The organism is Mesorhizobium sp. M1E.F.Ca.ET.045.02.1.1, from assembly GCF_003952485.1.
In the GTDB taxonomy this organism is placed as follows: Bacteria; Pseudomonadota; Alphaproteobacteria; order Rhizobiales; family Rhizobiaceae; genus Mesorhizobium.
Genome location: NZ_CP034447.1, coordinates 6,464,399 through 6,485,098 on the forward strand (window position 1 = coordinate 6,464,399; position 20,700 = coordinate 6,485,098).

25 protein-coding genes are annotated in these 20,700 nt (G+C 60.9%); 17 read left to right on the plus strand and 8 right to left on the minus strand.

Annotated elements, in window-relative coordinates; all coding sequences use genetic code 11:
• Positions 1-33: 33 nt before the first annotated feature.
• The 9 genes from EJ070_RS31585 (at position 34) to EJ070_RS36525 (ending at position 9,566) form a co-directional block, all read left to right on the plus strand.
• Positions 34-357 (plus strand): YnfA family protein, encoded by a 324-nt coding sequence (locus EJ070_RS31585; protein WP_126094852.1) that lies wholly within the window; start codon positions 34-36, stop codon positions 355-357.
• 1 nt (position 358) lies between these two features.
• Positions 359-1,324, plus strand: coding sequence for a small ribosomal subunit Rsm22 family protein (locus tag EJ070_RS31590; protein WP_126094853.1), 966 nt, complete (start codon positions 359-361; stop codon positions 1,322-1,324).
• A gap of 467 nt (positions 1,325-1,791) precedes the next feature.
• Entirely contained in the window at positions 1,792-3,282 is a 1,491-nt protein-coding gene (locus EJ070_RS31595; protein WP_126094854.1) for a replicative DNA helicase, read from the plus strand.
• Positions 3,283-3,512: 230 nt separating this feature from the next.
• Positions 3,513-4,931, plus strand: coding sequence for a DNA repair protein RadA (radA, locus tag EJ070_RS31605; protein ID WP_126094855.1), 1,419 nt, complete (start codon positions 3,513-3,515; stop codon positions 4,929-4,931).
• A gap of 27 nt (positions 4,932-4,958) precedes the next feature.
• Complete coding sequence (locus tag EJ070_RS31610; RefSeq protein ID WP_126094856.1) at positions 4,959-5,642, plus strand: CvpA family protein; 684 nt, start codon at positions 4,959-4,961, stop codon at positions 5,640-5,642.
• A 113-nt stretch (positions 5,643-5,755) separates the two neighbouring features.
• Positions 5,756-7,237: an amidophosphoribosyltransferase gene (gene purF, locus EJ070_RS31615; RefSeq protein WP_126094857.1), complete on the plus strand. Its 1,482-nt coding sequence runs from the start codon at positions 5,756-5,758 to the stop codon at positions 7,235-7,237.
• Positions 7,238-7,459: 222 nt separating this feature from the next.
• Entirely contained in the window at positions 7,460-8,203 is a 744-nt protein-coding gene (locus tag EJ070_RS31620; protein ID WP_126094858.1) for an SDR family NAD(P)-dependent oxidoreductase, read from the plus strand.
• 298 nt (positions 8,204-8,501) lie between these two features.
• A complete protein-coding gene (locus tag EJ070_RS31625) occupies positions 8,502-9,365 on the plus strand; it encodes an ATP-dependent DNA ligase (RefSeq protein ID WP_126094859.1) in 864 nt (287 codons plus the stop codon).
• A 36-nt stretch (positions 9,366-9,401) separates the two neighbouring features.
• On the plus strand, positions 9,402-9,566 hold the full coding sequence (locus EJ070_RS36525) for a hypothetical protein (protein WP_189350184.1): 165 nt from the start codon (positions 9,402-9,404) through the stop codon (positions 9,564-9,566).
• Here the strand turns inward: EJ070_RS36525 and EJ070_RS31630 are convergent.
• The 3 genes from EJ070_RS31630 to EJ070_RS31640 form a co-directional block, all read right to left on the minus strand.
• Positions 9,559-10,513, minus strand: a protein-coding gene (locus EJ070_RS31630) for an IS630 family transposase (protein ID WP_281059632.1) whose coding sequence is annotated in 2 segments (ribosomal slippage) — positions 9,559-10,173 and positions 10,175-10,513 — 954 coding nt in all. Because the reading frame shifts where the segments join, the coding sequence is not laid out codon by codon here. The genes EJ070_RS36525 and EJ070_RS31630 overlap by 8 nt on opposite strands.
• Before the next feature lie 406 nt (positions 10,514-10,919).
• Positions 10,920-12,107, minus strand: coding sequence for an IS91 family transposase (locus EJ070_RS31635; protein ID WP_126091547.1), 1,188 nt, complete (start codon positions 12,105-12,107; stop codon positions 10,920-10,922).
• Positions 12,108-12,120: 13 nt separating this feature from the next.
• Positions 12,121-12,981 carry a site-specific integrase gene (locus tag EJ070_RS31640; protein WP_126094674.1) on the minus strand — a complete coding sequence of 287 codons (861 nt, stop codon included), beginning with the start codon at positions 12,979-12,981 and terminating at the stop codon, positions 12,121-12,123.
• A 152-nt stretch (positions 12,982-13,133) separates the two neighbouring features.
• Between EJ070_RS31640 and EJ070_RS31645 the strand changes: the two genes are divergently transcribed.
• Complete coding sequence (locus tag EJ070_RS31645; RefSeq protein ID WP_126094860.1) at positions 13,134-13,604, plus strand: hypothetical protein; 471 nt, start codon at positions 13,134-13,136, stop codon at positions 13,602-13,604.
• A gap of 1 nt (position 13,605) precedes the next feature.
• Here EJ070_RS31645 and EJ070_RS31650 read toward each other — a convergent pair whose 3' ends face one another.
• Both EJ070_RS31650 and EJ070_RS36530 read right to left on the minus strand, forming a co-directional pair.
• A complete protein-coding gene (locus tag EJ070_RS31650; protein ID WP_348639567.1) occupies positions 13,606-13,872 on the minus strand; it encodes a hypothetical protein in 267 nt (88 codons plus the stop codon).
• A gap of 294 nt (positions 13,873-14,166) precedes the next feature.
• Positions 14,167-14,343, minus strand: a complete 177-nt coding sequence (locus EJ070_RS36530; protein WP_189350186.1) for a hypothetical protein — start codon at positions 14,341-14,343, stop codon at positions 14,167-14,169.
• Between the two features lie 130 nt (positions 14,344-14,473).
• Between EJ070_RS36530 and EJ070_RS31660 the strand changes: the two genes are divergently transcribed.
• From EJ070_RS31660 to EJ070_RS31695, 7 genes are all read left to right on the plus strand, one after another.
• Positions 14,474-14,935, plus strand: coding sequence for a hypothetical protein (locus EJ070_RS31660; protein WP_126094861.1), 462 nt, complete (start codon positions 14,474-14,476; stop codon positions 14,933-14,935).
• Positions 14,936-15,102: 167 nt separating this feature from the next.
• Positions 15,103-15,744 carry a DUF5343 domain-containing protein gene (locus tag EJ070_RS31665; protein ID WP_126094862.1) on the plus strand — a complete coding sequence of 214 codons (642 nt, stop codon included), beginning with the start codon at positions 15,103-15,105 and terminating at the stop codon, positions 15,742-15,744.
• Entirely contained in the window at positions 15,737-16,330 is a 594-nt protein-coding gene (locus tag EJ070_RS31670; protein WP_126094863.1) for a Swt1 family HEPN domain-containing protein, read from the plus strand. The genes EJ070_RS31665 and EJ070_RS31670 overlap by 8 nt, the downstream gene beginning before the upstream one ends.
• A 747-nt stretch (positions 16,331-17,077) precedes the next feature.
• Positions 17,078-17,416 (plus strand): hypothetical protein, encoded by a 339-nt coding sequence (locus tag EJ070_RS36685; RefSeq protein ID WP_126094865.1) that lies wholly within the window; start codon positions 17,078-17,080, stop codon positions 17,414-17,416.
• Positions 17,413-18,270 carry a thermonuclease family protein gene (locus EJ070_RS31685; RefSeq protein WP_245464740.1) on the plus strand — a complete coding sequence of 286 codons (858 nt, stop codon included), beginning with the start codon at positions 17,413-17,415 and terminating at the stop codon, positions 18,268-18,270. The genes EJ070_RS36685 and EJ070_RS31685 overlap by 4 nt, the downstream gene beginning before the upstream one ends.
• 4 nt (positions 18,271-18,274) lie before the next feature.
• Positions 18,275-18,898, plus strand: a complete 624-nt coding sequence (locus EJ070_RS31690; protein WP_126094866.1) for a hypothetical protein — start codon at positions 18,275-18,277, stop codon at positions 18,896-18,898.
• Positions 18,870-19,421, plus strand: a complete 552-nt coding sequence (locus tag EJ070_RS31695; protein WP_126094867.1) for a hypothetical protein — start codon at positions 18,870-18,872, stop codon at positions 19,419-19,421. The genes EJ070_RS31690 and EJ070_RS31695 overlap by 29 nt, the downstream gene beginning before the upstream one ends.
• 97 nt (positions 19,422-19,518) lie before the next feature.
• On the opposite strand, the gene EJ070_RS31700 is transcribed toward EJ070_RS31695, so the two are convergent.
• From EJ070_RS31700 to EJ070_RS31710, 3 genes are read right to left on the minus strand one after another with little or no spacing between them, the layout of a single operon-like run.
• The gene (locus tag EJ070_RS31700) at positions 19,519-19,974 is read right to left on the minus strand and encodes a hypothetical protein (protein WP_126094868.1); all 456 of its coding nucleotides are present in this window, start codon (positions 19,972-19,974) and stop codon (positions 19,519-19,521) included.
• Positions 19,971-20,288 carry a hypothetical protein gene (locus tag EJ070_RS31705; RefSeq protein ID WP_126094869.1) on the minus strand — a complete coding sequence of 106 codons (318 nt, stop codon included), beginning with the start codon at positions 20,286-20,288 and terminating at the stop codon, positions 19,971-19,973. Before EJ070_RS31705 ends, EJ070_RS31700 begins: the two co-directional genes overlap by 4 nt.
• The gene (locus EJ070_RS31710; protein ID WP_126094870.1) at positions 20,269-20,697 is read right to left on the minus strand and encodes a hypothetical protein; all 429 of its coding nucleotides are present in this window, start codon (positions 20,695-20,697) and stop codon (positions 20,269-20,271) included. The genes EJ070_RS31705 and EJ070_RS31710 overlap by 20 nt, the downstream gene beginning before the upstream one ends.
• Positions 20,698-20,700: the final 3 nt, after the last annotated feature.

Consider the following 20,700-nt stretch of genomic DNA (forward strand, 5'->3'; position numbering starts at 1 on the left):
CGTGAAAAAGGTCTCGTTCGCGAGGCCTTTTTCATGACCTATCTCATCTACATCGCAGCCGCGCTTGCCGAGATCGCCGGCTGCTTTTCTTTCTGGGCCTGGTGGCGGCTGGCGAAGTCGCCGCTGTGGCTTGTTCCCGGCCTCGTCTCGCTTGCCCTCTTCGGCTTCCTGCTGGCGCTCGTCGACACCAACGCCGCCGGCCGCGCCTATGCGGCCTATGGCGGCATCTACATCGCCGCCTCGCTCGGCTGGCTTTGGCTGATCGAAGGCGCGCGCCCCGACCGCTTCGACCTCGCCGGCGCCGCGCTCTGCATCGTCGGCGCCTCGGTCATCCTTCTGGCACCGCGGGGAGTCTGAAGTGGAGCTGCCCGCCCCGCTCCGGCAAGGCGTCGACGGCCTGCTCGAAAAGGTGCCGCTGCCGGCGCTGAAACAGGCGGCGAGAACGCTTTCCGAACGCTACCGCGCCGAACTGCGCGACGGCCGTTTGCACATGGCCGAAGACATGGCGGTGAAGGCCTATCTGGCGACCAGGCTGCCCGCAACTTACGCCGCTGTCCGCGCAAGCCTCGATGCGCTGGAAGAGGCTCGACCCGAGTTCCTGCCGAAAAGCCTGCTCGATATCGGCGCCGGGCCTGGCACCATGCTTTGGGCCACGGTGGACGTCTGGCCTGAGCTCGAGCAGGCGGTTCTGGTCGAGGCGAGTGCTTCGGTGCGCAAGATCGGGCAGTCGCTGGCAGCCGGCGCGATCGCCGCCCGCGCGGACTGGGTCGCCGGCGACGCCACCATCGATCTCGACGGTCTCGGGCCCGCCGATCTCGTCAGCGCGGCCTATGTTCTGGACGAGATCGCGCCGGCCTCGCTGCCGAAGCTCGTCGGCAGGCTCTGGCGGTTGACCTCCGACACGCTGCTCGTCGTCGAGCCCGGAACGCCGGCCGGCTGGCAGCGCGTTCTTGCCGTGCGATCGCAGCTCATCGAAGCCGGCGCGCATGTCTCGGCGCCTTGCCCGCACGTGGCGCCCTGCCCGCTTGTTCCGCCCGACTGGTGTCACTTCTCGCGCCGTGTCGCCCGCTCGCGCCTGCATCGGCTGGCCAAGGAGGCCGACGTGCCGTGGGAGGACGAGAAGTTCATCTACCTCGCCGCATCGCGGCAGCCGGCGGCGGCGCGCGCGGCGCGGGTGATCGCGCCGCCGAAAGCGGGTTCGGGCAAGGTGGTGCTAAAGCTTTGCCAACCGGACGGCAGCGCCGGCGAGCGCCTGTTCAGCAAGCGCGACGGCGAAGTGTTCAAGACGGCGCGGCGGGCGGACTGGGGCGATACGCTGGCATAGGCCGCATACCCGGACGACCTCGGCATCGAGAGAGTCGCATCGCCGGTGCGCTGGCGGCTCGCGTGCTTTGGAGATTAGCCGAAGCGTCCAGACTTCGTCATCCACGGGCGGAGCGGGAGCGAAGCGACGCGGCGCAGACCATAGGATGACGACCTGACGAGTGTTTCGACTAATCTAGGTCGTCCGCGGCACCCTGCGCGAACAGACGTGGCAGATCGGTTGTGAGCGAGCCTCCGACGGCAATCAGCCATCTAATTTGTTCTTGCTTCGTTCCATACTTGCGCATAAGAATCATGACTTGCCGAGTCAACCGGAATCGGGCCACCGGAATACTGTCCTGTGGACGGTTCGCCGTTCCTGTGAACAACGGGCATCAAGGCCGATTGGCCGCGTGGTGATGCAGAAAGGTCAACACCGACTCATCTCGTTCTTGTTATCGAGAAGCCGGGATCGAAATCGGGGACATCATGGCAGAAGCAGCGCGCAAAATCGGCGTGGCGGAGCAACCGCTTTATCGCGAGGCACCGAACAACATCGAGGCCGAGCAGGCGCTGCTTGGCGCCATTCTGGTCAACAACGACGCTTTCTACCGCGTTTCCGATTTTCTCAAGCCCGCGCATTTCTACGAGCCGCTGCATCGACGGATCTTCGAGGTGGCGGCCGAGCTCATCCGCATGGGCAAGATCGCGACGCCGATCACATTGAAGACCTTCCTTCCCGCCGAAGAAAAGGTCGGCGACATGACGGTCGCGCAGTATGTCGTGCGCCTTGCTGTCGAAGCGGTCACCGTCGTCAACGCCACCGATTACGGACGCGCCATCTACGACCTCGCCACGCGCCGCGCGCTGATCACCGTCGGCGAGGACATGGTCAACATCGCCTATGACGCGCCGGTCGACATGTCGCCCTCCGACCAGATCGAGGACGCCGAGCGGCGTCTTTTCGAGTTGGCGGAAACAGGCCGCTACGACGGCGGCTTCGAGAGCTTCAACGATGCGGTCAAGACCGCCGTCGACATGGCCAACGCCGCCTTCATGCGCGACGGCCATCTGTCGGGTATCGCCACGGGCCTGCGCGACCTCGACCGCCGCATGGGCGGCCTGCAGCCCTCCGACCTGATCGTGCTCGCCGGACGCCCCGGCATGGGCAAGACCTCCTTAGCCACCAACATCGCCTTCAACATCGCCGAGGCTTACGTGCCGGCGCAGCAGGCCGACGGCAGCTTCAAGGCGGCCAATGGCGGCGTCGTCGGTTTCTTCTCGCTCGAAATGTCGTCGGAGCAGCTTGCCACCCGCATCATCTCCGAACAGACCGAGATTTCGTCATCGAAGATCCGCCGCGGTGAAATCTCCGAGATGGATTTCGAGAAGCTGGTCGCCTGCTCGCAGACGATGCAGAAGATCCCGCTGTTCATCGACCAGACCGGTGGTATCTCGATCGCGCAGCTCTCCGCCCGCGCGCGGCGGCTGAAGCGGCAGCGCGGCCTCGACCTCATCGTCATCGACTATATCCAGCTGATGCAGGGGTCGAGCGCCAGGGCCTCGCAGAACCGCGTGCAGGAAATCACCGAGATCACCACGGGCCTGAAGGCTTTGGCCAAGGAGCTCGGCGTGCCGATCATCGCGCTGTCTCAGCTCTCGCGTCAGGTCGAAAGCCGCGACGACAAGCGCCCGCAACTCTCGGACCTGCGCGAATCGGGCTCCATCGAGCAGGACGCCGACGTGGTGCTGTTCGTCTACCGCGAGGAGTATTACCTCAAGAACCGCGAGCCGAAGCTCGGCACCGACGAATACATCAAATGGGAAAACGAGATGAACGAGGCGCGCGGCAAGGCCGAGTGCATCGTGGCCAAGCAGCGCCACGGACCGACCGGCACGGTCAGCCTCGCCTTCCACGGCGAGTTCACGCGCTTCTCGGATTTGGCGGAAGAGCATCATCTGCCGGAGAGGTTTGAGTAGCTTTTGGCAGACGTCAGCGCTCCGTCACACCCCCCTCTGGCCTGCCGGCCATCTCCCCCGCAAGGGGGGAGATTGACTGCCGCCACGACCTTCGCCAATCGCCGACGTTGCAGGAATAGCGCCGGCGGCCAAGCTGCTGATCTCCCCCCTTGCGGGGGAGATGGCCGGCAGGCCAGAAGGGGGTGGGCGGGAACGCCAGCCTTCGAAAATTTGCGATTGGCACAACGCTAATGGCCAAACCCCGCGTTCAGTTCATCTGCCAGAATTGCGGCTCGGTGCATCAGCGCTGGGCCGGCAAATGCGATGCCTGCGGCGAGTGGAACACACTCGTCGAGGAAGGCACGGCCGGCGGTATCGGCTCGGGACCGGCCAATACCCGCAACGCCCGCAAGGGCCGCGCCGTGGTGCTCACCAGCCTTGCCGGCGACATCGAGGACGCGCCACGCATCGTTTCGGGCATCGGCGAGCTCGACCGCGCCACCGGCGGCGGCTTCGTGCGCGGCTCGGCGCTGCTGGTCGGCGGTGATCCCGGGATCGGCAAGTCGACGCTGCTGACGCAAGCAGCGGCGGCCTTGGCCTCGAAGGGTCACCGCATCGTCTACGTCTCGGGCGAGGAAGCGGTCGCGCAGATCCGGCTGCGCGCGCAGCGCCTCGGCGTCGCCTCGACACCGGTCGAGCTCGCGGCCGAAACCAATGTCGAGGACATCCTTGCAACAATCGCCGACGGCAAGCGGCCCGACCTCGTCATCCTCGATTCCATCCAGACGCTGTGGACCGACCTTGCCGATTCGGCGCCGGGCACCGTCACCCAGGTGCGCGCCGCCGCCCAGGCGATGATCCGCTATGCGAAATCCACAGGGGCCGCGATCGTGCTCGTCGGCCATGTCACCAAGGAAGGCCAGATCGCCGGCCCTCGCGTCGTCGAGCACATGGTCGACGGCGTGCTCTATTTCGAGGGCGAAGGCAACCATCACTTCCGCATCCTGCGCACGGTGAAGAACCGTTTCGGGCCGACCGACGAGATCGGCGTCTTCGAGATGTCGGACAAGGGCCTGCGCGAGGTCGCCAACCCATCCGAGCTGTTCCTCGGCGAGCGCCACGCGAAATCGCCGGGCGCCGCCGTTTTCGCCGGCATGGAAGGGACAAGGCCGGTGCTGGTCGAGATCCAGGCGCTGGTGGCGCCCTCCTCGCTCGGCACTCCGCGCCGCGCCGTGGTCGGCTGGGACGGCGCGCGGCTCTCCATGGTGCTGGCGGTGCTCGAGGCGCATTGCGGCGTCCGTTTCGGCCAGCACGACGTCTATCTCAACGTCGCCGGCGGCTACCGCATCTCGGAGCCGGCGGCCGATCTCGCGGTCGCCGCCGCACTTGTTTCCTCGCTCACCGGTCTTGCCCTTCCAGCCGATTGCGTCTATTTCGGCGAAATCAGCCTTTCGGGCGCGGTAAGGCCGGTTGCGCATGCGCAGCAGCGCCTTAAAGAGGCCGAAAAGCTGGGTTTCGGAAGCGCGGTGCTGCCGCTCGGCAGCGAGGAAGTCGTTGGCGGTAATGGGGCCGGGGGAATCGCGGCCGGCGCTTTCCAGCCAACCGAGCTTGCCGACCTCGTGGCGCGCATAGCCGGCTCACGCCGCAGCCGTGCCGACGAAGGGGAGTGATGCGGCTCATGATGTGGGGCGAAAGACATGCCGATTACGCTGCTTGACGGAATTCTCGTCGGCTTCACCCTGGTCTCGGCAATGCTTGCCATGGTGCGCGGCTTTTCCCGCGAGGTGCTGTCCGTGGTTTCGTGGGCAGCGGCGGCGGCGGCGGCCTTCTTCTTCTACAAGCCTGTGCTGCCCTACGTTCAGCCCTATGTCGACAACGACAAAATCGCCATGGCGGCGGCCGCCGGCATCGTCTTCGTCATCGCGCTGATCGTCGTTTCGGTGATCACCATGAAGATCGCCGACTGGATCATCGATTCGCGCATCGGCGCGCTCGACCGGACGCTCGGCTTCCTCTACGGCGCGGCACGCGGCGTCCTGGTCGTCGCGGTGGCGCTTTTGTTCTTCAACTGGCTGGCCGGCGCCAAGGCTCCTGCCTGGGTCGCCAACGCCAAGTCGCGGCCGCTGCTCGAGACGATCGGCGCCAAGCTCGAAAGCGTGCTGCCGGAGAATACGGAAGAGCTGGTCAACAAATACACGCATAAGGGCACGCCCACGACCGAGGCGCCGGCAACGTCCGACCAGCCCGCGGCCGAGCCGCCGGCCGCCGGCGAGGACAATGCGCCGGCCCCCGACGACAGCGAAGGCGAGGCGCCCGCCGACAACGAGCCGGCTCCGGCCCCTGCTCCGGCTCCCGCTCCGGCCCCGGCGCCGGCAAATTGAAATTCAGGCCAGCGCGGCGCTGGCCTAAAGCATTTTATGAATGCGGCATCGCGTGCGTTGCGTTCGACGGGCGATCGCCCTATATGGCGGCTTTAGCGGAGCTTGAGCACCAAATGGCAGACTCAACGGCAGACGCAGGCAAAGTCCTTTCCGCCGAGGCCGACGACCATTTCCACGACGAATGCGGCGTATTCGGCATTTTCGGCCGGCAGGACGCTGCGGCCATCGTCACGCTCGGGCTCCACGCCCTGCAGCATCGCGGCCAGGAAGCGGCCGGCATCGTCTCCTATGATGGCACACAGTTCCATGTCGAACGCCATGTCGGCCTCATCGGCGACACCTTCACCAAACAGCGCGTGATCGACAGCCTGCAGGGCAACCGCGCCATCGGCCATACCCGCTACGCCACTACCGGCGGCGCCGGCCTGCGCAACGTCCAGCCCTTCTTCGCCGAGCTCGCCGAAGGCGGTCTCGCTGTCGCCCACAACGGCAACCTCACCAATGCGCTCACCGTGCAGCGCGCATTGCAGAAGCAGGGCTCTATCTTCTCCTCGACCTCCGATACCGAGACGCTCTTGCATCTGGTCGCCACCAGCAAAGAGCGCGATCTCAACTCGCGCTTCATCGACGCGGTGCGCCAGGTCGAAGGCGCCTTCTCGCTGGTGGCGTTGACGGCCAAGAAGATGATCGGCTGCCGCGACCCGCTCGGCATCCGCCCGCTGGTGCTGGGCGATCTCGACGGCGCCTGGATCCTCGCTTCCGAGACCTGCGCGCTCGACATCATCGGCGCCCGCTTCGTGCGCGACATCAAGCCCGGCGAAATGGTGGTCGTCACCTCCAAGGGCATCGAGAGCCTGTTCCCGTTCGAGCCGCAGAAGACCCGCTTCTGCATCTTCGAATATGTCTATTTCGCCCGGCCGGATTCCTCGGTCGAGGGCCGCAATGTCTATGAGGTGCGCAAACGCATCGGCGCGGAGCTTGCGCAGGAAAACCCGGTCGAGGCCGACATCGTGGTGCCGGTGCCGGATTCCGGCACGCCGGCCGCGATCGGCTTTTCCCAGGCCGCGGGCATTCCCTTCGAGCTCGGCATCATCCGCAACCACTATGTCGGCCGCACCTTCATCCAGCCCGGCGATTCCATCCGCCATATGGGCGTGAAGCTCAAGCACAACGCCAACCGCCGCATGATCGAGGGCAAGCGCGTGGTGCTGGTCGACGATTCCATCGTGCGCGGCACCACCAGCCAGAAGATCGTGCAGATGGTGCGCGACGCCGGCGCCAAGGAAGTGCATATGCGCATCGCCTCGCCGCCGACCAGCGCATCCTGCTTCTACGGCGTCGACACGCCGGAGAAATCGAAGCTGCTCGCTTCGCGCATGTCGGTCGAGGAGATGGCCGAGTTCATCCGCGTCGATTCGCTCGGATTTCTCTCGATCGACGGGCTCTACCGCGCCGTCGGCGAGGCGCGCCGCGACAACGACCAGCCGCAATTCTGCGACGCCTGCTTCACAGGCCAGTACCCCACTCGCCTGCTCGACTTCGAAGGCCACGACAATGTGCGCACGCTGTCGCTGCTGGCGTCGAGCGGGTCGTAGGGGCGCGCCGGACTTTCATTTGCCTTTGCCAAGTTACCCCCCTCTGTCCTGCCGGACATCTCCCCCTCAAGGGGGGAGATCAGATGTCGCCATCGCTTTCGCCAATCTCGAAGGCTGCGAGAAAAGCGCCGGCGCCGGTGAAATCCAATCTCCCCCCTTGAGGGGGAGATGCCCGGCAGGGCAGAGGGGGGTGTCTCGCGCCCACCTTACGAAAGCTTTCACATGACCCTCGACCTTTCCGGCCGCGTGGCAGTCGTCACCGGCGCCTCGCGCGGCATCGGCTATTTCATCGCCAAGGAACTGGCCGCGGCAGGCGCCCATGTGATCGCTGTCGCCCGCACCGTGGGCGGGCTGGAAGAACTCGACGATCAGATCAAGGCCGATGGCCGCGGACAGGCGACGCTGGTGCCGCTCGACCTCACCGACATGGCCGGCATCGACCGGCTGGGCGGCGCGATCCACGAGCGCTGGGGCAAGCTCGACATTCTGGTGGCGAACGCAGCCATCCTCGGCGTTGTCTCGCCGATCGGCCATGTCGAGGCAAAGACCTTCGAGAAGGTGATGACCATCAACGTCACCGCGACCTGGCGGCTGATCCGCTCGGTCGACCCGCTACTCAGGCTCTCCGACGCCGGCCGCGCGATCATCATGTCCTCAAACGCGGCGCACTCGGCGCGCGCTTTCTGGGCGCCCTACGCGGCCTCAAAGGCCGCGGTCGAGACGATGATGCGCTCCTGGGCGCATGAAACCGAGAGCCTGCCGCTCCGCGTCAACGCCGCCGATCCGGGCGCCACCCGCACGGCCATGCGCGCCCAGGCGATGCCCGGCGAGGATCCGGAGACGCTGCCGCATCCCTCCGAGGTCGCCAGGCGCATCGTGCCGCTGGCAAGCCCGGCGCTGAAGGAGACCGGCTTGATCTTCCAGGCCAAGCACAACCGCTTCGTCGCCTACCGGCAGCCGGAATAACTCGAGTTCAAAAACGCGTCGTGGTCGACTGAGCCTGCCTGGCGAAAGCCCTCTTCACGGCTCTGTGAACGGGGTGGCGGAAGCGTGTTCCGTTTGTAAAGCCCCTGAAAAGCCCGGAAATCATGGCCTTCGGCAGTTTTTTGGTTGGTCGGTTACTAACCACTCACCAACCAAAATCTATCCGCTGTGGGGGTTTGGGCCGCAATTTTTGCCATACGATTCCAACATCGAATTTTGCTAAAATGCGCCATAGCTAAAATAGCAACCGCGTCTTGAATCGCGGTTGTCGGGCGTGCGTATGCGTTTGAGTTTCATTCCACCGCTGCTGCCAACGTTGGTTGAAAAGCCACCGGACGGCGAAGCGTGGATTCATGAAGTGAAATTCGACGGCTACCGCTCGCAGATCGTCATCGACAACGAAGGCGTGCGCATCTTCACGCGGCGCGGGCTCGACTGGACAGCAAAGTACCGCGACATCACCAAAGCGGCTGCATCACTCTATGCCGAAAGCGCGATTATCGACGGTGAAATTGTCGTTCTCAATGATGCAGGCTTTTCGGATTTCGGCGAACTTCGAAAAGCGATCACACGCCGGCAGCACGATTTGTATTTTGTCGCTTTCGATTTGCTCCACCTCAACGGCCACGATCTACGCGACATGCCGCTAGTGGACAGGCGCGACATTCTGCAAGCGATGATCCCTGCCGGCGCTCGCATCCAATTCAGCGAAGCTCTGCCCGGTGATGCAAAATCGATCTTTCATCTAATCGACAATGCCGGCTTGGAGGGTATGGTTTCGAAACGCAAGGACAGCGTTTACCGAAGCGGCAACTCGACGGCTTGGCTAAAGACGAAAGCCTATGCGGTCGATGAATACGATTTGCTTGGCGTCGAGCGCGAACCCGGCAAACCAGCCTTCGCATTGATGGCAGAGCGCAGCACGGGCCGATACGTCGGCGCGGCCTTCATCACGTTGAATCATGAAATGCGCGAGCGACTTTGGCAACGCGTCCAGGAGCAATTAGGGTCGGCACCAACGGGCATGAAGAGGCCGGCGACGCAATGGGTCAAGCCGGGCTTGGTTGGTCGCGTGAAGCACCTGCGCGGCGAGGAAGATTTGCGCCACGCTTCGTTGCAGGATTTCAGAGAAGAAAAGCGCTAGGTTGGCGGCCACCGAGCGTACTGCTATGAAGCAGGCATGGTCGAGCTGCTCGAATACCTCCAAAAAGAAGGCGCTGCAATAGTTCAAGCGCCTGTCCTGTTTGCCATCGCTTTGACATTGGCTGCTGCGGTCATTCGCACTGTTCTACGTCGTGAATTCACGATCCAAATTAGCAACCTAGAGCATCGGACGTTCATGTGAGTCCATATCCGGCGGCTGAGAAGTAATTTCTGCATTCTGTTGGGGAGAACAGATTGCAGATGTCGCCGATGGCCTTCCAAAGGGCGTCGATGGTTCTGATGGCCTTTGCCCGCAGGTGCGCCTTGAGCTTGGCGAAAGCCATTTCGATAGGGTTAAGATCGGGGCTGTAGGGCGGCAGGAAGAGAACCCATGCGCCCTTTGCGCGGATCGCCGCCTCGGCCATCGGGCTTTTGTGGGCGGCGAGGTTGTCGAGGATGACAACATCGCCCTTTGCCAGCGTCGGGGCAAGCTGTGTCACGACATAGGTCTCGAAGATGCGCCGGTTCATCGGGGCGTCGACGACGAACGGTGCGGTGAGCCCATGACAGCGTAGCCCGGCGATGAAGGTCTGGGTCTTCCAATGTCCGAACGGCGCCTTCGAGCGCAGCCGTCGACCCTTGCGGCAACGCCCGCGCAGGCGTGTCATCTTGGTCGTGGTTCCGGTCTCATCGATGAACACCAGCCTATGCGGCTCAACTCGCATCCGGGGCTGGCGCTTGGTGCGCCATTCTTGCCGCGCCTTGCTGATGTCGGGACGATCTTGCTCGCTGGCCAGAAGCGTTTTTTTTGAAGCTGTAGCCATTCCTGATCAACCACCGCGAGATCGAGGCGGGAGCCACCTCGACGCCGGCAGCAGCGGCCAGTTCGGCCGCCAGCTCAGGCATGGTGATGTCGTCCTTCTCGGCCACGCGGCCCGACAGAAACGCACGATGCGGGTCGAGCTTGGAATGGCGACGCCCACCACTCCGCTTGGGCGCCAAGCTTCCCGTCGCATGGTAGTTCCTCATCAGGATAACGACGAACGACACCGATACCCCGAAATGTGCCGCAGCCGCGTGCCGCGAATGACCGCCCTCTACAAACCGCACTACGCGTTCACGCAAATCGAGCGAATAGGGCTTGGGCATCGCAAATCACCTCCTGGCGGGAGTGAATCACGAAACAGCCCTTACCGGAATCTGGAGGCTTCTGTGAGGTCCGTTGGCTCGACGGAGCCGCTTGGCACGACGTCGGACCTCATTGCAAGCCGGATTGAACGGAGCCGCGGGTCGGTCTGGCGCTATGGGGATTGTAGCCCTGCGGAGCGGTGGGGATTGTCTTTGCCAGGCCGATGAACGGCGTTCGCGGTTCGACCACGGCGATGGAGAGCATGGCGGAAGGCAAAACCGTGATGGCGTGAACCGTCAGACAGGTAGCAGTGGCCTCTACCGCTGGTCTGGCTGCTTGCGGCTTTGTGCGATGGGGCAAAGGTCTGGGTGCCGGCGCGCAAGGCGACGGGTGCCGAACCAGACGATGTGGACGCACTCGGCGTGATCATGAGGTGTCATTCCAGAAGGGGGTCGGCGCCTGCCCGCATCGCCAGGTGGCGAGCGTGACCATCGCCCCTCCGCAGCATGGGCAGCGATGCGTCAACGCCAGGCGCCCGGCGGCGACAGCGGCGCTTTCGGCACTCGGTTCGAGATTGTTCTGCTGTTGGCTGGCCAGCAGTCGGCGGCACAGGCCGAGCTTGGCGGCGCGATGACCGTTGGCGAGGAAGCCGTAATGACGGATGCGGTGGAAGCCGTCGGGCAGCGTGTGCAGGAGGAAGCGGCGGATGAACTCATCGGCATCGAGCGTCATGACCTTCGTCCTGCCGCCATGACGATAATCCCGCCAGCGGAACGCGACGCGATCGTCGGCCATGCTGACCAGCCGGGAATTGGCGATGGCGACGCGATGGGTGTAGCGGCCGAGATAAGCCAGTACCTGTTGCGGGCCGCCGAAGGGCGGCTTGGCGTAGACGACCCATTCGAGGTGACGGACTTCGGCGAGCAAACGGGCGAAGGCATCGGGCTTTGCCAGGTGGGCGAGATCGCCGAAGAAGCCCAGCCGGCCCGCATCATGGGCCACTCGCAGTTCCTCCAGGAAGCGGCGGCGAAACAGGCGCGACAGCACGCGCACGGGTAAAAAGAATCCCGGCCTGCACGAGATCCAGCGTGCGCCGTCGGGCGAGACGCCGCCGCCCGGCACGATGCAATGCAGATGGGGATGGTAGGTGAGAGTCTGGCCCCAGCTGTGCAGCACTGCGATGAGGCCGATCTCGGCGCCCAGATGTCTGGGATCGGCGGCGATCGTGCGCAGCGTCTCGGCCGCCGCCTTGAACAGGATCGTGTAGAGCGCCGTCTTGTTGTGGAAGGCGATCGCGGCGACCTCGGCCGGCAGCGTGAACACCACATGGAAGTAGGGCACCGGCAGCAGCTCGTCCTGCCGCGCGGCGAGCCAGTCCCGGCAGGCCTGGCTCTGGCACTTGGGGCAATGCCGGTTGCGGCAGGAATTGTAGGCCACGCGAATCGACCCGCAGGAGCGGCAGCCCTCGACATGACCGCCCAGTTCGGCGGTCCGGCATAGCTCGATCGCGCTCATCGTGCGGCGCTCGACGCGCCCGAGATGGCCGTCATGGGCCTGCCGATACGCCTCGCCATGGCGGCGGAAGATATCCGCCACCTCCAGTCTCGCCGGCATGGGCGGGACCGGATCAACCCGGCGGCACGACCTCGACGTTCAGCCGGTCGAGCGGGCTCGTCGTGCGCCGGATTAGGCCGTTCGAGACCCTGGTGTAGCGCGCCGTGCTCGACAGGTTGTTGTGGCCGAGGAGAACCTGGATGATACGGATGTCGGTGCCGTTCTCCAGAAGATGCGTGGCGAAAGAGTGCCTGAGCGTGTGGACCGTCACCCGCTTGTCGATGCCGGCGGCCGCACGCGCCGAGCGACAGGCGGAATACAGCACCTGCACATCGATAGGGCGATCGGCGCCGCGCCCGGGAAACAGCCAGTCCTGCGGCTTCGCCAGCCGCCAGTAGATCCGCAGGATGCGCAGAAGCTGCGCCGACAGCATCACGGTGCGGTCCTTGCCGCCCTTGCCATGCTCGATCCGGATGACGCCGCGACCGCTGTCGATGTCGCCGACCTTTAGGCCGACGGTCTCCGAGGCGCGAAGTCCAGCAGCGTAGGCTGTGGTCAGGGCCGTGCGCGTCTTCAGGCTCGGGACCGCTTCCAGGAACCTGACCACCTCGTCGGCGCTCAACACCACTGGCAGCGTGCGTGGTAAGCGGGCGTAGACAATGCGCTCCGGGATCTCGGCATGGCCCAACGTCACGCCGTAGAAGAACCGCAGTGCGCACACCGTCTGGTTCAGCGCCGGCCACGAAATCCCCGTTGAAACCAGATGCACCTGGAAGGCGCGCACGTCCTCAAGGCCAAGCCGGTCAGGGGAGCGGCCAAAGTAGCGCGAAAACTTCGCCACCGCATGCACGTAGGATCGCTGGGTGGCCGGCGACAAATTGCGGATCGTCATGTCCTCGATCATGCGCCGGCGAAGAGGGCTCAACTCGACCATCTCATTGCTCCTGTTCTCGAGATTGCGCTTCAACAGCCACAATCCTTCAAAACAGAAGCGTCACCCGCAAACCGATCCGCCAAATGCCGCGTTAGCGGCTTCGTTCAATCCCTCTCGATTCAACCTGACAGTCCGCCGCTCTAGAGAGCGAATTGCGCCTCAGCAAAGCGCAAGCCGATGACTATAAGACGAAATTGAATGGAGCTTCCCCACAAGAGGCAAAAGAAGAAATTGAGGAGCTGAGAGCGCGTTTATCAAAGCTGGAGCACGATCCGAGAGTGCTAACACCTGAACAGGTCAAACGGTTTACAGACATTTTGCATAAGCACCAGCCAGGCCATGTGATTGTGTCGCGCAATGGCGGCAGCCTTGAATGCGGCGGTGTTCAAAAGCAGGTCAGGAAGCTTTTTTCGCAAGCCGGGTGGACGGTCGAGCACTGGGAAACTTTGGGGGGTAATCCCTCACCTGTGGGATTGATGATCTTCACAGGCACCGGCGAGGTGTTGACCTCCGACGAAAAGGGCGTAACCGAAGCTCTAACTGCTGCGCGAATTGCGTTCACTGTCGAACGTGTCGCTACGTCGAACGCTGGCCCACAATTGGTGTTCACAGATATCGATTGAACTAGGCTTTCGCAGCCCTGGCCCTCGCTCTAGCGATGGCAAGTTCGGCCTCAACTTTCGCAATGTCCCTTTGAGCTATGTTGTCGGCTGCGATCAGCCGGCGTAGGGTACGGATCACCTCGCCGCGCGTCCACCCGGCGTCCAGCATGCATTCGACAATGGCTTGAAAGCCCGGTTCCATCGCCTCTTGGCAATCAATCTCGCGGTCGTCGTATTCGTTGATTTGCTTTGGCGCAGTTATCACGCGAACCCCCTTCGATTTAGGCATTACCCTCAGTCGCACTCTCATCATCTAGCACAGGCGGCACGGGCAAATACGCGTTCGTCTCCAGCCATTCGCGGACGATCCGCGCAATCAGATCACCTTTGGGAATTTCCATTTCGGTTGCGATGGACGTCAACGCGTCTTCGGTGCGCGATTCCAGATCGACGCCATCAACGTTCCGCAACCTGATAGCGGCTCGCCATGATTGCAAGATCGGCGAGGCTGATATCGCCGATGGCGTCCGATGCGCTCTCTAGTTCCCTTGCAAAAGCGATGCGTGTCATTCCAAGCGCTCCGTCAAAGGTATTTTTCGCCTTCGTCGCGGTGTTCGAAACAGAACCAATGCGGCGCCTGCTTTGGTTTGGCAAAGCCCCAACCGGCATCTTTTCCGCAGCCGGCATGCTCGCAAAAATGATGCTGCACGCCGGGCTGCGTGGCATATTCCGGGCGCGGCAATCTGATTTCGTCGCTCACGTTGCATAGTGAACAAAATAGGAACAAAAGAGTCAAGCGGCCATTGACCGACTAGGAATTTGTTCCTTATTGAGGATCGATCAAAGGGCGAGAGGATTGCGGCGAGCGCTGCGGCGCGACCGGCGAAGCTATGGCAAAGTCCGACGAAGACAACTTCCGGATAGAGGTTTGGGACCGCGAGGAAACGACCCTTGTCGAGACAATCTGTCGGTCGCCGGATTCATTCGTAAGCCAGGCGGCGTGGCAGTCGGCAATTCGTCGCCGTCCAGGCATGCTGCTCATTCATCGCAACGGCCAGCACGTGATGGAAAAGATCATCACGCCGGGGGAACCGACGATCCCGCCACAAACCATCGTGGACGGCAGTGTGCATGCCGGATTGGACGTTTCGCTTGGTGATTTGCGCGATTGGCACCGGTTGCGAGCTTGGTGCAAAAACTGCTCGCATCATGCAGAGGTGAAGCCCGCCGCACTGATCAAGCGATACGGAAAAGATGCGCTGTTTAGTACGGTCGAGAAGGCGCTTTTCTGCACCAGTTGCGACCGTGGCGGGCCGGTCAGGCTAGAAATTCACAAGCTGCCGAGGAATTGACAAGCGCGATCAATCCACCCCTCGAATTACCCCTACCCCGCAACGCTGCAATCGGTGCAGCGGCGCGCGTCCTGCACGGCCCGTCGGCAGGAAAGATTGCGTTCTAGATTGTGATTCCTTCGCTAAGGATATAATTGACGGATAGGTTGCTTAGGGGAGTCCGTCTAATGGCATTGCTGAACCAGTCTGTTGCAACATATGGCCAAATTTCAAAGCTGTTAGAGGCGCTGAGACAAGGGCAAGCTCCCGACAAATTTACCCGACAATTCTTGAAGGATAAGGGCTTTACCTCTTCAAATCATCACGCCTTTATCCCGCTACTGAAGGGCCTGGGGTTTCTCAATGCAGAAGGGACACCGACGCAGAGGTACAAGGATTTTCTGGACTCAACGAAATGGAAGCAAGTTGTCGCAGAGGCCATAAAGGAAGCCTACAGCGACATTTTCATCTTAAAGGCCAAGCCTACCAAGGCTGACAAGAATATGATCGCTGGAAAGTACAAGAGTGCCTACAATCTTTCCGAGCAGATGGCAGAACGTTCCGCATCGACGTTCCTTGCGCTTTTGGACCTAGCCGACGAACACATGCTGTATGGCGGTTCTGCGCCGGCAGTGGCAGCAAACTTTGCTCCCGCGAAAGAACCGGAGCATGCTGAGGTCTCGTCGGTTCAAGTCAACACAAAAACCGCCGGTAAGCCGTCGTCAATGGGAGGCCTTCACTACAACATCCAGATTCACCTCCCAGCCACTAAAGACGTTGAGGTTTACAATGCGATCTTCAAGTCAGTGAAGGAGCACCTCATTGACTAAGCCAAGCAAGGACTTTCGCGACTTCGTTTTCAGGGGACTCCTTCTGGAGTCTGAAGCAGATATATTTCGAAAAGCGGGCATCAATGTTGGAGTCGATGTTAGTCAATCCGAAGAAAGCCTGCTATTGGAGGCGTTAGCGCCGTTCGGTGTCCAGCGCCGTAATCAGGCATTGGAGATGTCGAGGCTTTACGCGGTGCTTCACGCCTTTGAAAACGAAGTTCGTTCCCTGATTCGAGACACCCTCGTCGAGAAAGTAGGCCCGACTTGGTGGGACACTGCATCGGTGCCTGTTGCAGTTAAAAAAATAGCCGACTCCCGCAAGAAAGCCGCCGAAAAGGATTCTTGGTTAGAGGGCGCAAAAGATGATCAACTTGAGTTTGTCGACTTTGGCGATTTAGCGGCTGTCATCATTCAGAACTGGGATTTTTTCAAAGATATAATGCCAACTCAGGAATGGATTAAACAGCGTATGACGGAGTTGGAGAAGGCTAGAAATTTTGTGGCGCACAACCGAATGCTTCTGCCATCTGAATTTCAGAGAATGTACATGTACATTTCCGACTGGAACAAAGCGGTCGGTCTCTAAGGAACGCCGAGACGTGACGGAGAACCCCTCCGCCGTGCACCGTTGAATTCTAGTCGCTTTTGACGCGACTAACCGAAATCCACCAACCATCTGCTGCGAATTCAACGCCGGTTCAGCTGATTTAGCGCCTGTGTAATTGCGATGGACGTCAACGCGTCTTCTGTACCCGGTTCTAGATCGGCTTCGCCGGAAGCGGTCCGCCAGTGCGGACCGCGCAACTCGACCCCGGTGAGTTTCAATTGCAGAAAGTGGAATTGCCGACCTGTTGGCAAGTCGTGCCGTCGCTGAAAAACGTTGAATTGCCTATACGCTGCGAAGTCGTACCATCGCTATAGAACGTTGAATTGCCAACGCGGTTCGAAGTCGTGCCGTCGCTATAGAACGTTGAATTGCCAACGCGGTTCGAAGTCGTGCCGTCGCTATAGAACGTTGAATTGCCAACGCGGTTCGAAGTCGTGCCGTCGCTGAAAAATGTCGTATTGCCAACGCGGTTCGCACTTAGCCCATTAGAGCAGTAGACAGAATTTCCGATCGCATTGCACGTTTGCGCGAACGCAGGCGCGCCGATCAACGTGGATGCACAAAGACCGATTAACAATGCTCGCATAGTTCCCTCCCTAAAAAACCCGGGCCAACTCTATATCATGGTCGCAACGGTATTCAATCCGAAGCATGCCAATCCAACAACGGATTCGACAACAAAGTGAAGAAAGCGCATTATAGCGTTCGGTGTCGGGGGATGCTTCCATGAAATGGCGTTTGTATTTTGGCGCGATAACTGCGGCTTTCGCTTCCGGCTGTGCTGCCGACTATTTGAACAATTACAACACGATGACGCTTGCGTCAGGCGATGCGAACAACACCAATTCGCTGATGCAAACCGTCGATCCATTCAATCCGAATAGCAACAACACGCATATCGAGGGTGATGGGCAACGCAGCGTCGCCGTGATTCAGCAATACAAATCGCCCGCTTCTGGCGGAGGCGGCTATTCCGGCAACTGCCCGACCGATAGCAGCGTAGCGGCGGACGGCTCAAATTGCGGCAAGCGGTCCGCTGAAAGCCGTCCAGGCGGTGCGTTGTGATCGGCATCGACAGATCGCGCTACGACAACCGCTCTGATCAATGGCGGCGGTACGCTGGCGGGAAACGCTCACGCGCCGGACGATGGGCGAGCGTGCCGCTCTGTCTCGTGCTCGTGACGGTAGCCGCGGCTTCTGCCTTGGTGACGCAATTTGTCATCCACAACAGCGGATCGCTGCCGGAAATCAATCTGCAGAACGTCATCAAGCCGAAGCCTGTAGCTGTTGACGGCGTTGCCTCCGTCATCGATGGCGACACCATTGAAATCCACGGTCAACGCGTCCGCTTCAACGGGATCGACGCACCAGAAAGCCGCCAGTATTGCGACGACGCAAAAGGCTTCGAATACCCCTGCGGCCGGCGCTCTGCCGAGGCTCTGGACGCCTTCCTAGCAGCCTCCAAGCCGGTCCACTGCGCGTTCGTCACATGGGATCGCTACGGACGCTTCGTCGGCGATTGCGTGCGGGCTGATGGCGCCAGCGTAGCCGCATGGATGGTCGAACACGGGCAAGCGCTCGACTGGCCGAAATACAGCAATGGTGCCTATGCGGTGCAACAGGCGAAAGCCGAAGCGTCAAAGGTTGGTCTGTGGGTAGGATCGTTTCAGACGCCTTGGGATTGGCGAGCGCAACACAGCGATGACGTACAAGCGCCTTCAACACCCCTATTCGCGTTCGGCAGCGGCAATGCTGCCTGCAATATCAAAGGCAACATCTCGGCAGATGGCGAGCGCATCTATCACGTGCCGGGACAGAAATATTACAACGCAACCGTCATCAACCAAGCCAAAGGCGAACGCTGGTTCTGCTCGGAAGCGGAAGCCGTTGCGGCTGGCTGGAGGCGGTCAAGAAGATAGTCGAATGGCAGAAGGCGAAAATATGGGTGGCGTCAAGGTCGCGTTCTTGGAAGCGATCGCAGCAGTTATCCCCGTAACGTTGGTTTATTTTAGCGGTTGGGCATATCTGTCATCGTATGTAGGCGAGTTCGGCATTGACGCGACCCAGTTGGAGGTGAGCTTTCCCACTGTTTTGGTCTATGCCTTTCACCCTTTGCAGTCCTGGCCTGTGATCCTGTTCGTTCTCATTGCGGCCCTTGTTGCAATCGCTGCATTCAAGCTGGGCGTTCGGAACCAAGCGTTCTGGTGGTCATCCATTAGTATCAGCCTTGTACTGGCCCTAATCGTGATTTCCTACGCTGCCAAAAATTCTGCGGCTGAAATGGTTGAAAACGTGTGGCGGGGTCAAAAGATTCAATCCTTCGCAAACGTGAATTCTGCAGATCAGGAGTACACGCGCTGCGCGAATGAATTAAGGCTGCGCCAGATCATAGGGCTGCCAACTCGACTATTCTTGCTTTGCCGCAGCGCGAAAACGCCATGTGACCGGGGCGTAATGTACGCAATCGGTGACGATGGACGCATCATTTACACCGCCAACGAAATTCGGAGCGATATCCGTGTTCGCCAAATCTGTGAAAATAAGTAGTCTCACCTCACTCCTTTTAGTCGCAACGGTTGCTGTTGCAGAAGAACCCGTCCAAGTCGCACAGAAAACGGTAACAAAGATTGTCGCTGGCGATGGACCGTTTGAGATAAAGGGCGAAGCAGCTCTTTTCGGATACGTCACCGCAATCAAGGGGCCTACGGCAACCTTTCAACCCTGCTCCGGTGAAAAGTTCGATGTAGACATCAGCGAACTCAAACGCACCAAACTCAATTGCGGCTCAGAGCCGCCTCCCGATCAGGCACCGCTAGGCGTTAGCTGCAAGAATGCCGACGAATTATGGGGCGCGTTCGCTCCAGTTCTGGCTCAGGAGAAAAGCACCGTTGGCTCGACCTATGTTGCGGCTCAAAATCAGGTGCAACCATCTGATTCCGTAAAGGCGGCGCTAGCTGACATCCGGCAAATCCGGAACTGCAATCAGTCAGTTGTGGGTGTCGACAGCCACGGGACAACTGTCATGCAAATTGTGCCAGCAAGTGAAAAGCTGGATGTGCAAGCCCAATAGCGGAGGGCCGCTCCGCCCTTCAAGTCTCTCAAAAGGCCCGGAACCCAAGGGGCTTGACGATCCGAGATAGCTACAACCAACTAGATTGACCAACCAATCAGGCGCGCCACCGCTCAATAATCTGGCGCAGCATGCGGAATTCAAGCGGGTGTGCGTCGCGCGCTCGGTTGGCGAACATGCCGATTTCGTCCGGCTCGTGCCGCCGCAAGCCGATTGCTGTCAGCGCGCCCTTGTGGATTTCATCAAACATCATCGAACCCGATATCATCCGCAGCAGTTTGAGTTCGCGCGTTTTGGGCGATGATCGCGGGTATTGATCGCGAATGAACGCTTTGACTTGCAGCAAGCCGAGAGCGTCCAGATACAGCCTATCGCGGTTCCTGTTCCAATGGGTCCGCTCGTCGGTCACGTCGAGCCGATGCACACGGGTTGCTTGCGGTGATGGCTTAGGGCGCCTTTCGATGGTCAGGACACGGCCGTTGACGACATCGAATTGCAGCTTCAACGGAGCGACGTAGAACAGCCCGAAGGTGTCGGTCAGATCGTCGGTCATGGCGTTGCCATCCTCTGGTATAGTTCGCGAAGCTGATCAACGGTCATGTTTGCGCTGATCATTGGCGGTTCGCCCCATATCAGCCTTGCGATGGCGGCTGGTGGCGTTGGCACCCAAATGCCATCTAGAATGGCTTCAAAAAGCGCTGCCTTTGTCGGGAACTGTGCAGCCCATTTCTTGTATGATGCGCTATAGGCGTCCCATTCGGCTCGCTGGACAGCATTCAAGCGGTCCAGGCTCGGCAGGCCATGCAATTGCCGCAAGCGCGCCTCGAGAGCTGCGATGCGCTGTCGTTCAGGGTTGCGGCGCGCCATTGATCAAGCGTTCCAATTCAGCAAGACGAGCTTGCAATTCTTCGATGGTGTCAACGTCCGCCAATTTGCCAATTGCATCAGCGGCAAGCTTGAATTCGCTCATGCTGATGTCTCCGTTGCGGAAGGCTTCGCGCAGATCGTCCGGCGTGGCGTCTTCGAATTCCAGCGTTCGACCATCCTTCGGCAGCACATGCTTTAGCACGAGCTCGATTGCCCATTGCTGGCCCTTGTCGAGCGCATCTTTCAGCTTGTTGATCGCGTCCGGTCCAAGCGCCTTTACTTGCTGGAGTAGCTCGCGGTTGACGCGACCCTTCGCACCCACTGGCCGGCCTTTTGATCGTCCAATGGCAAACCGGCCGCGTTGATCGCGATCCGATAAAAAATGGATCTTTTCGTTATCAGCCTGCATCTG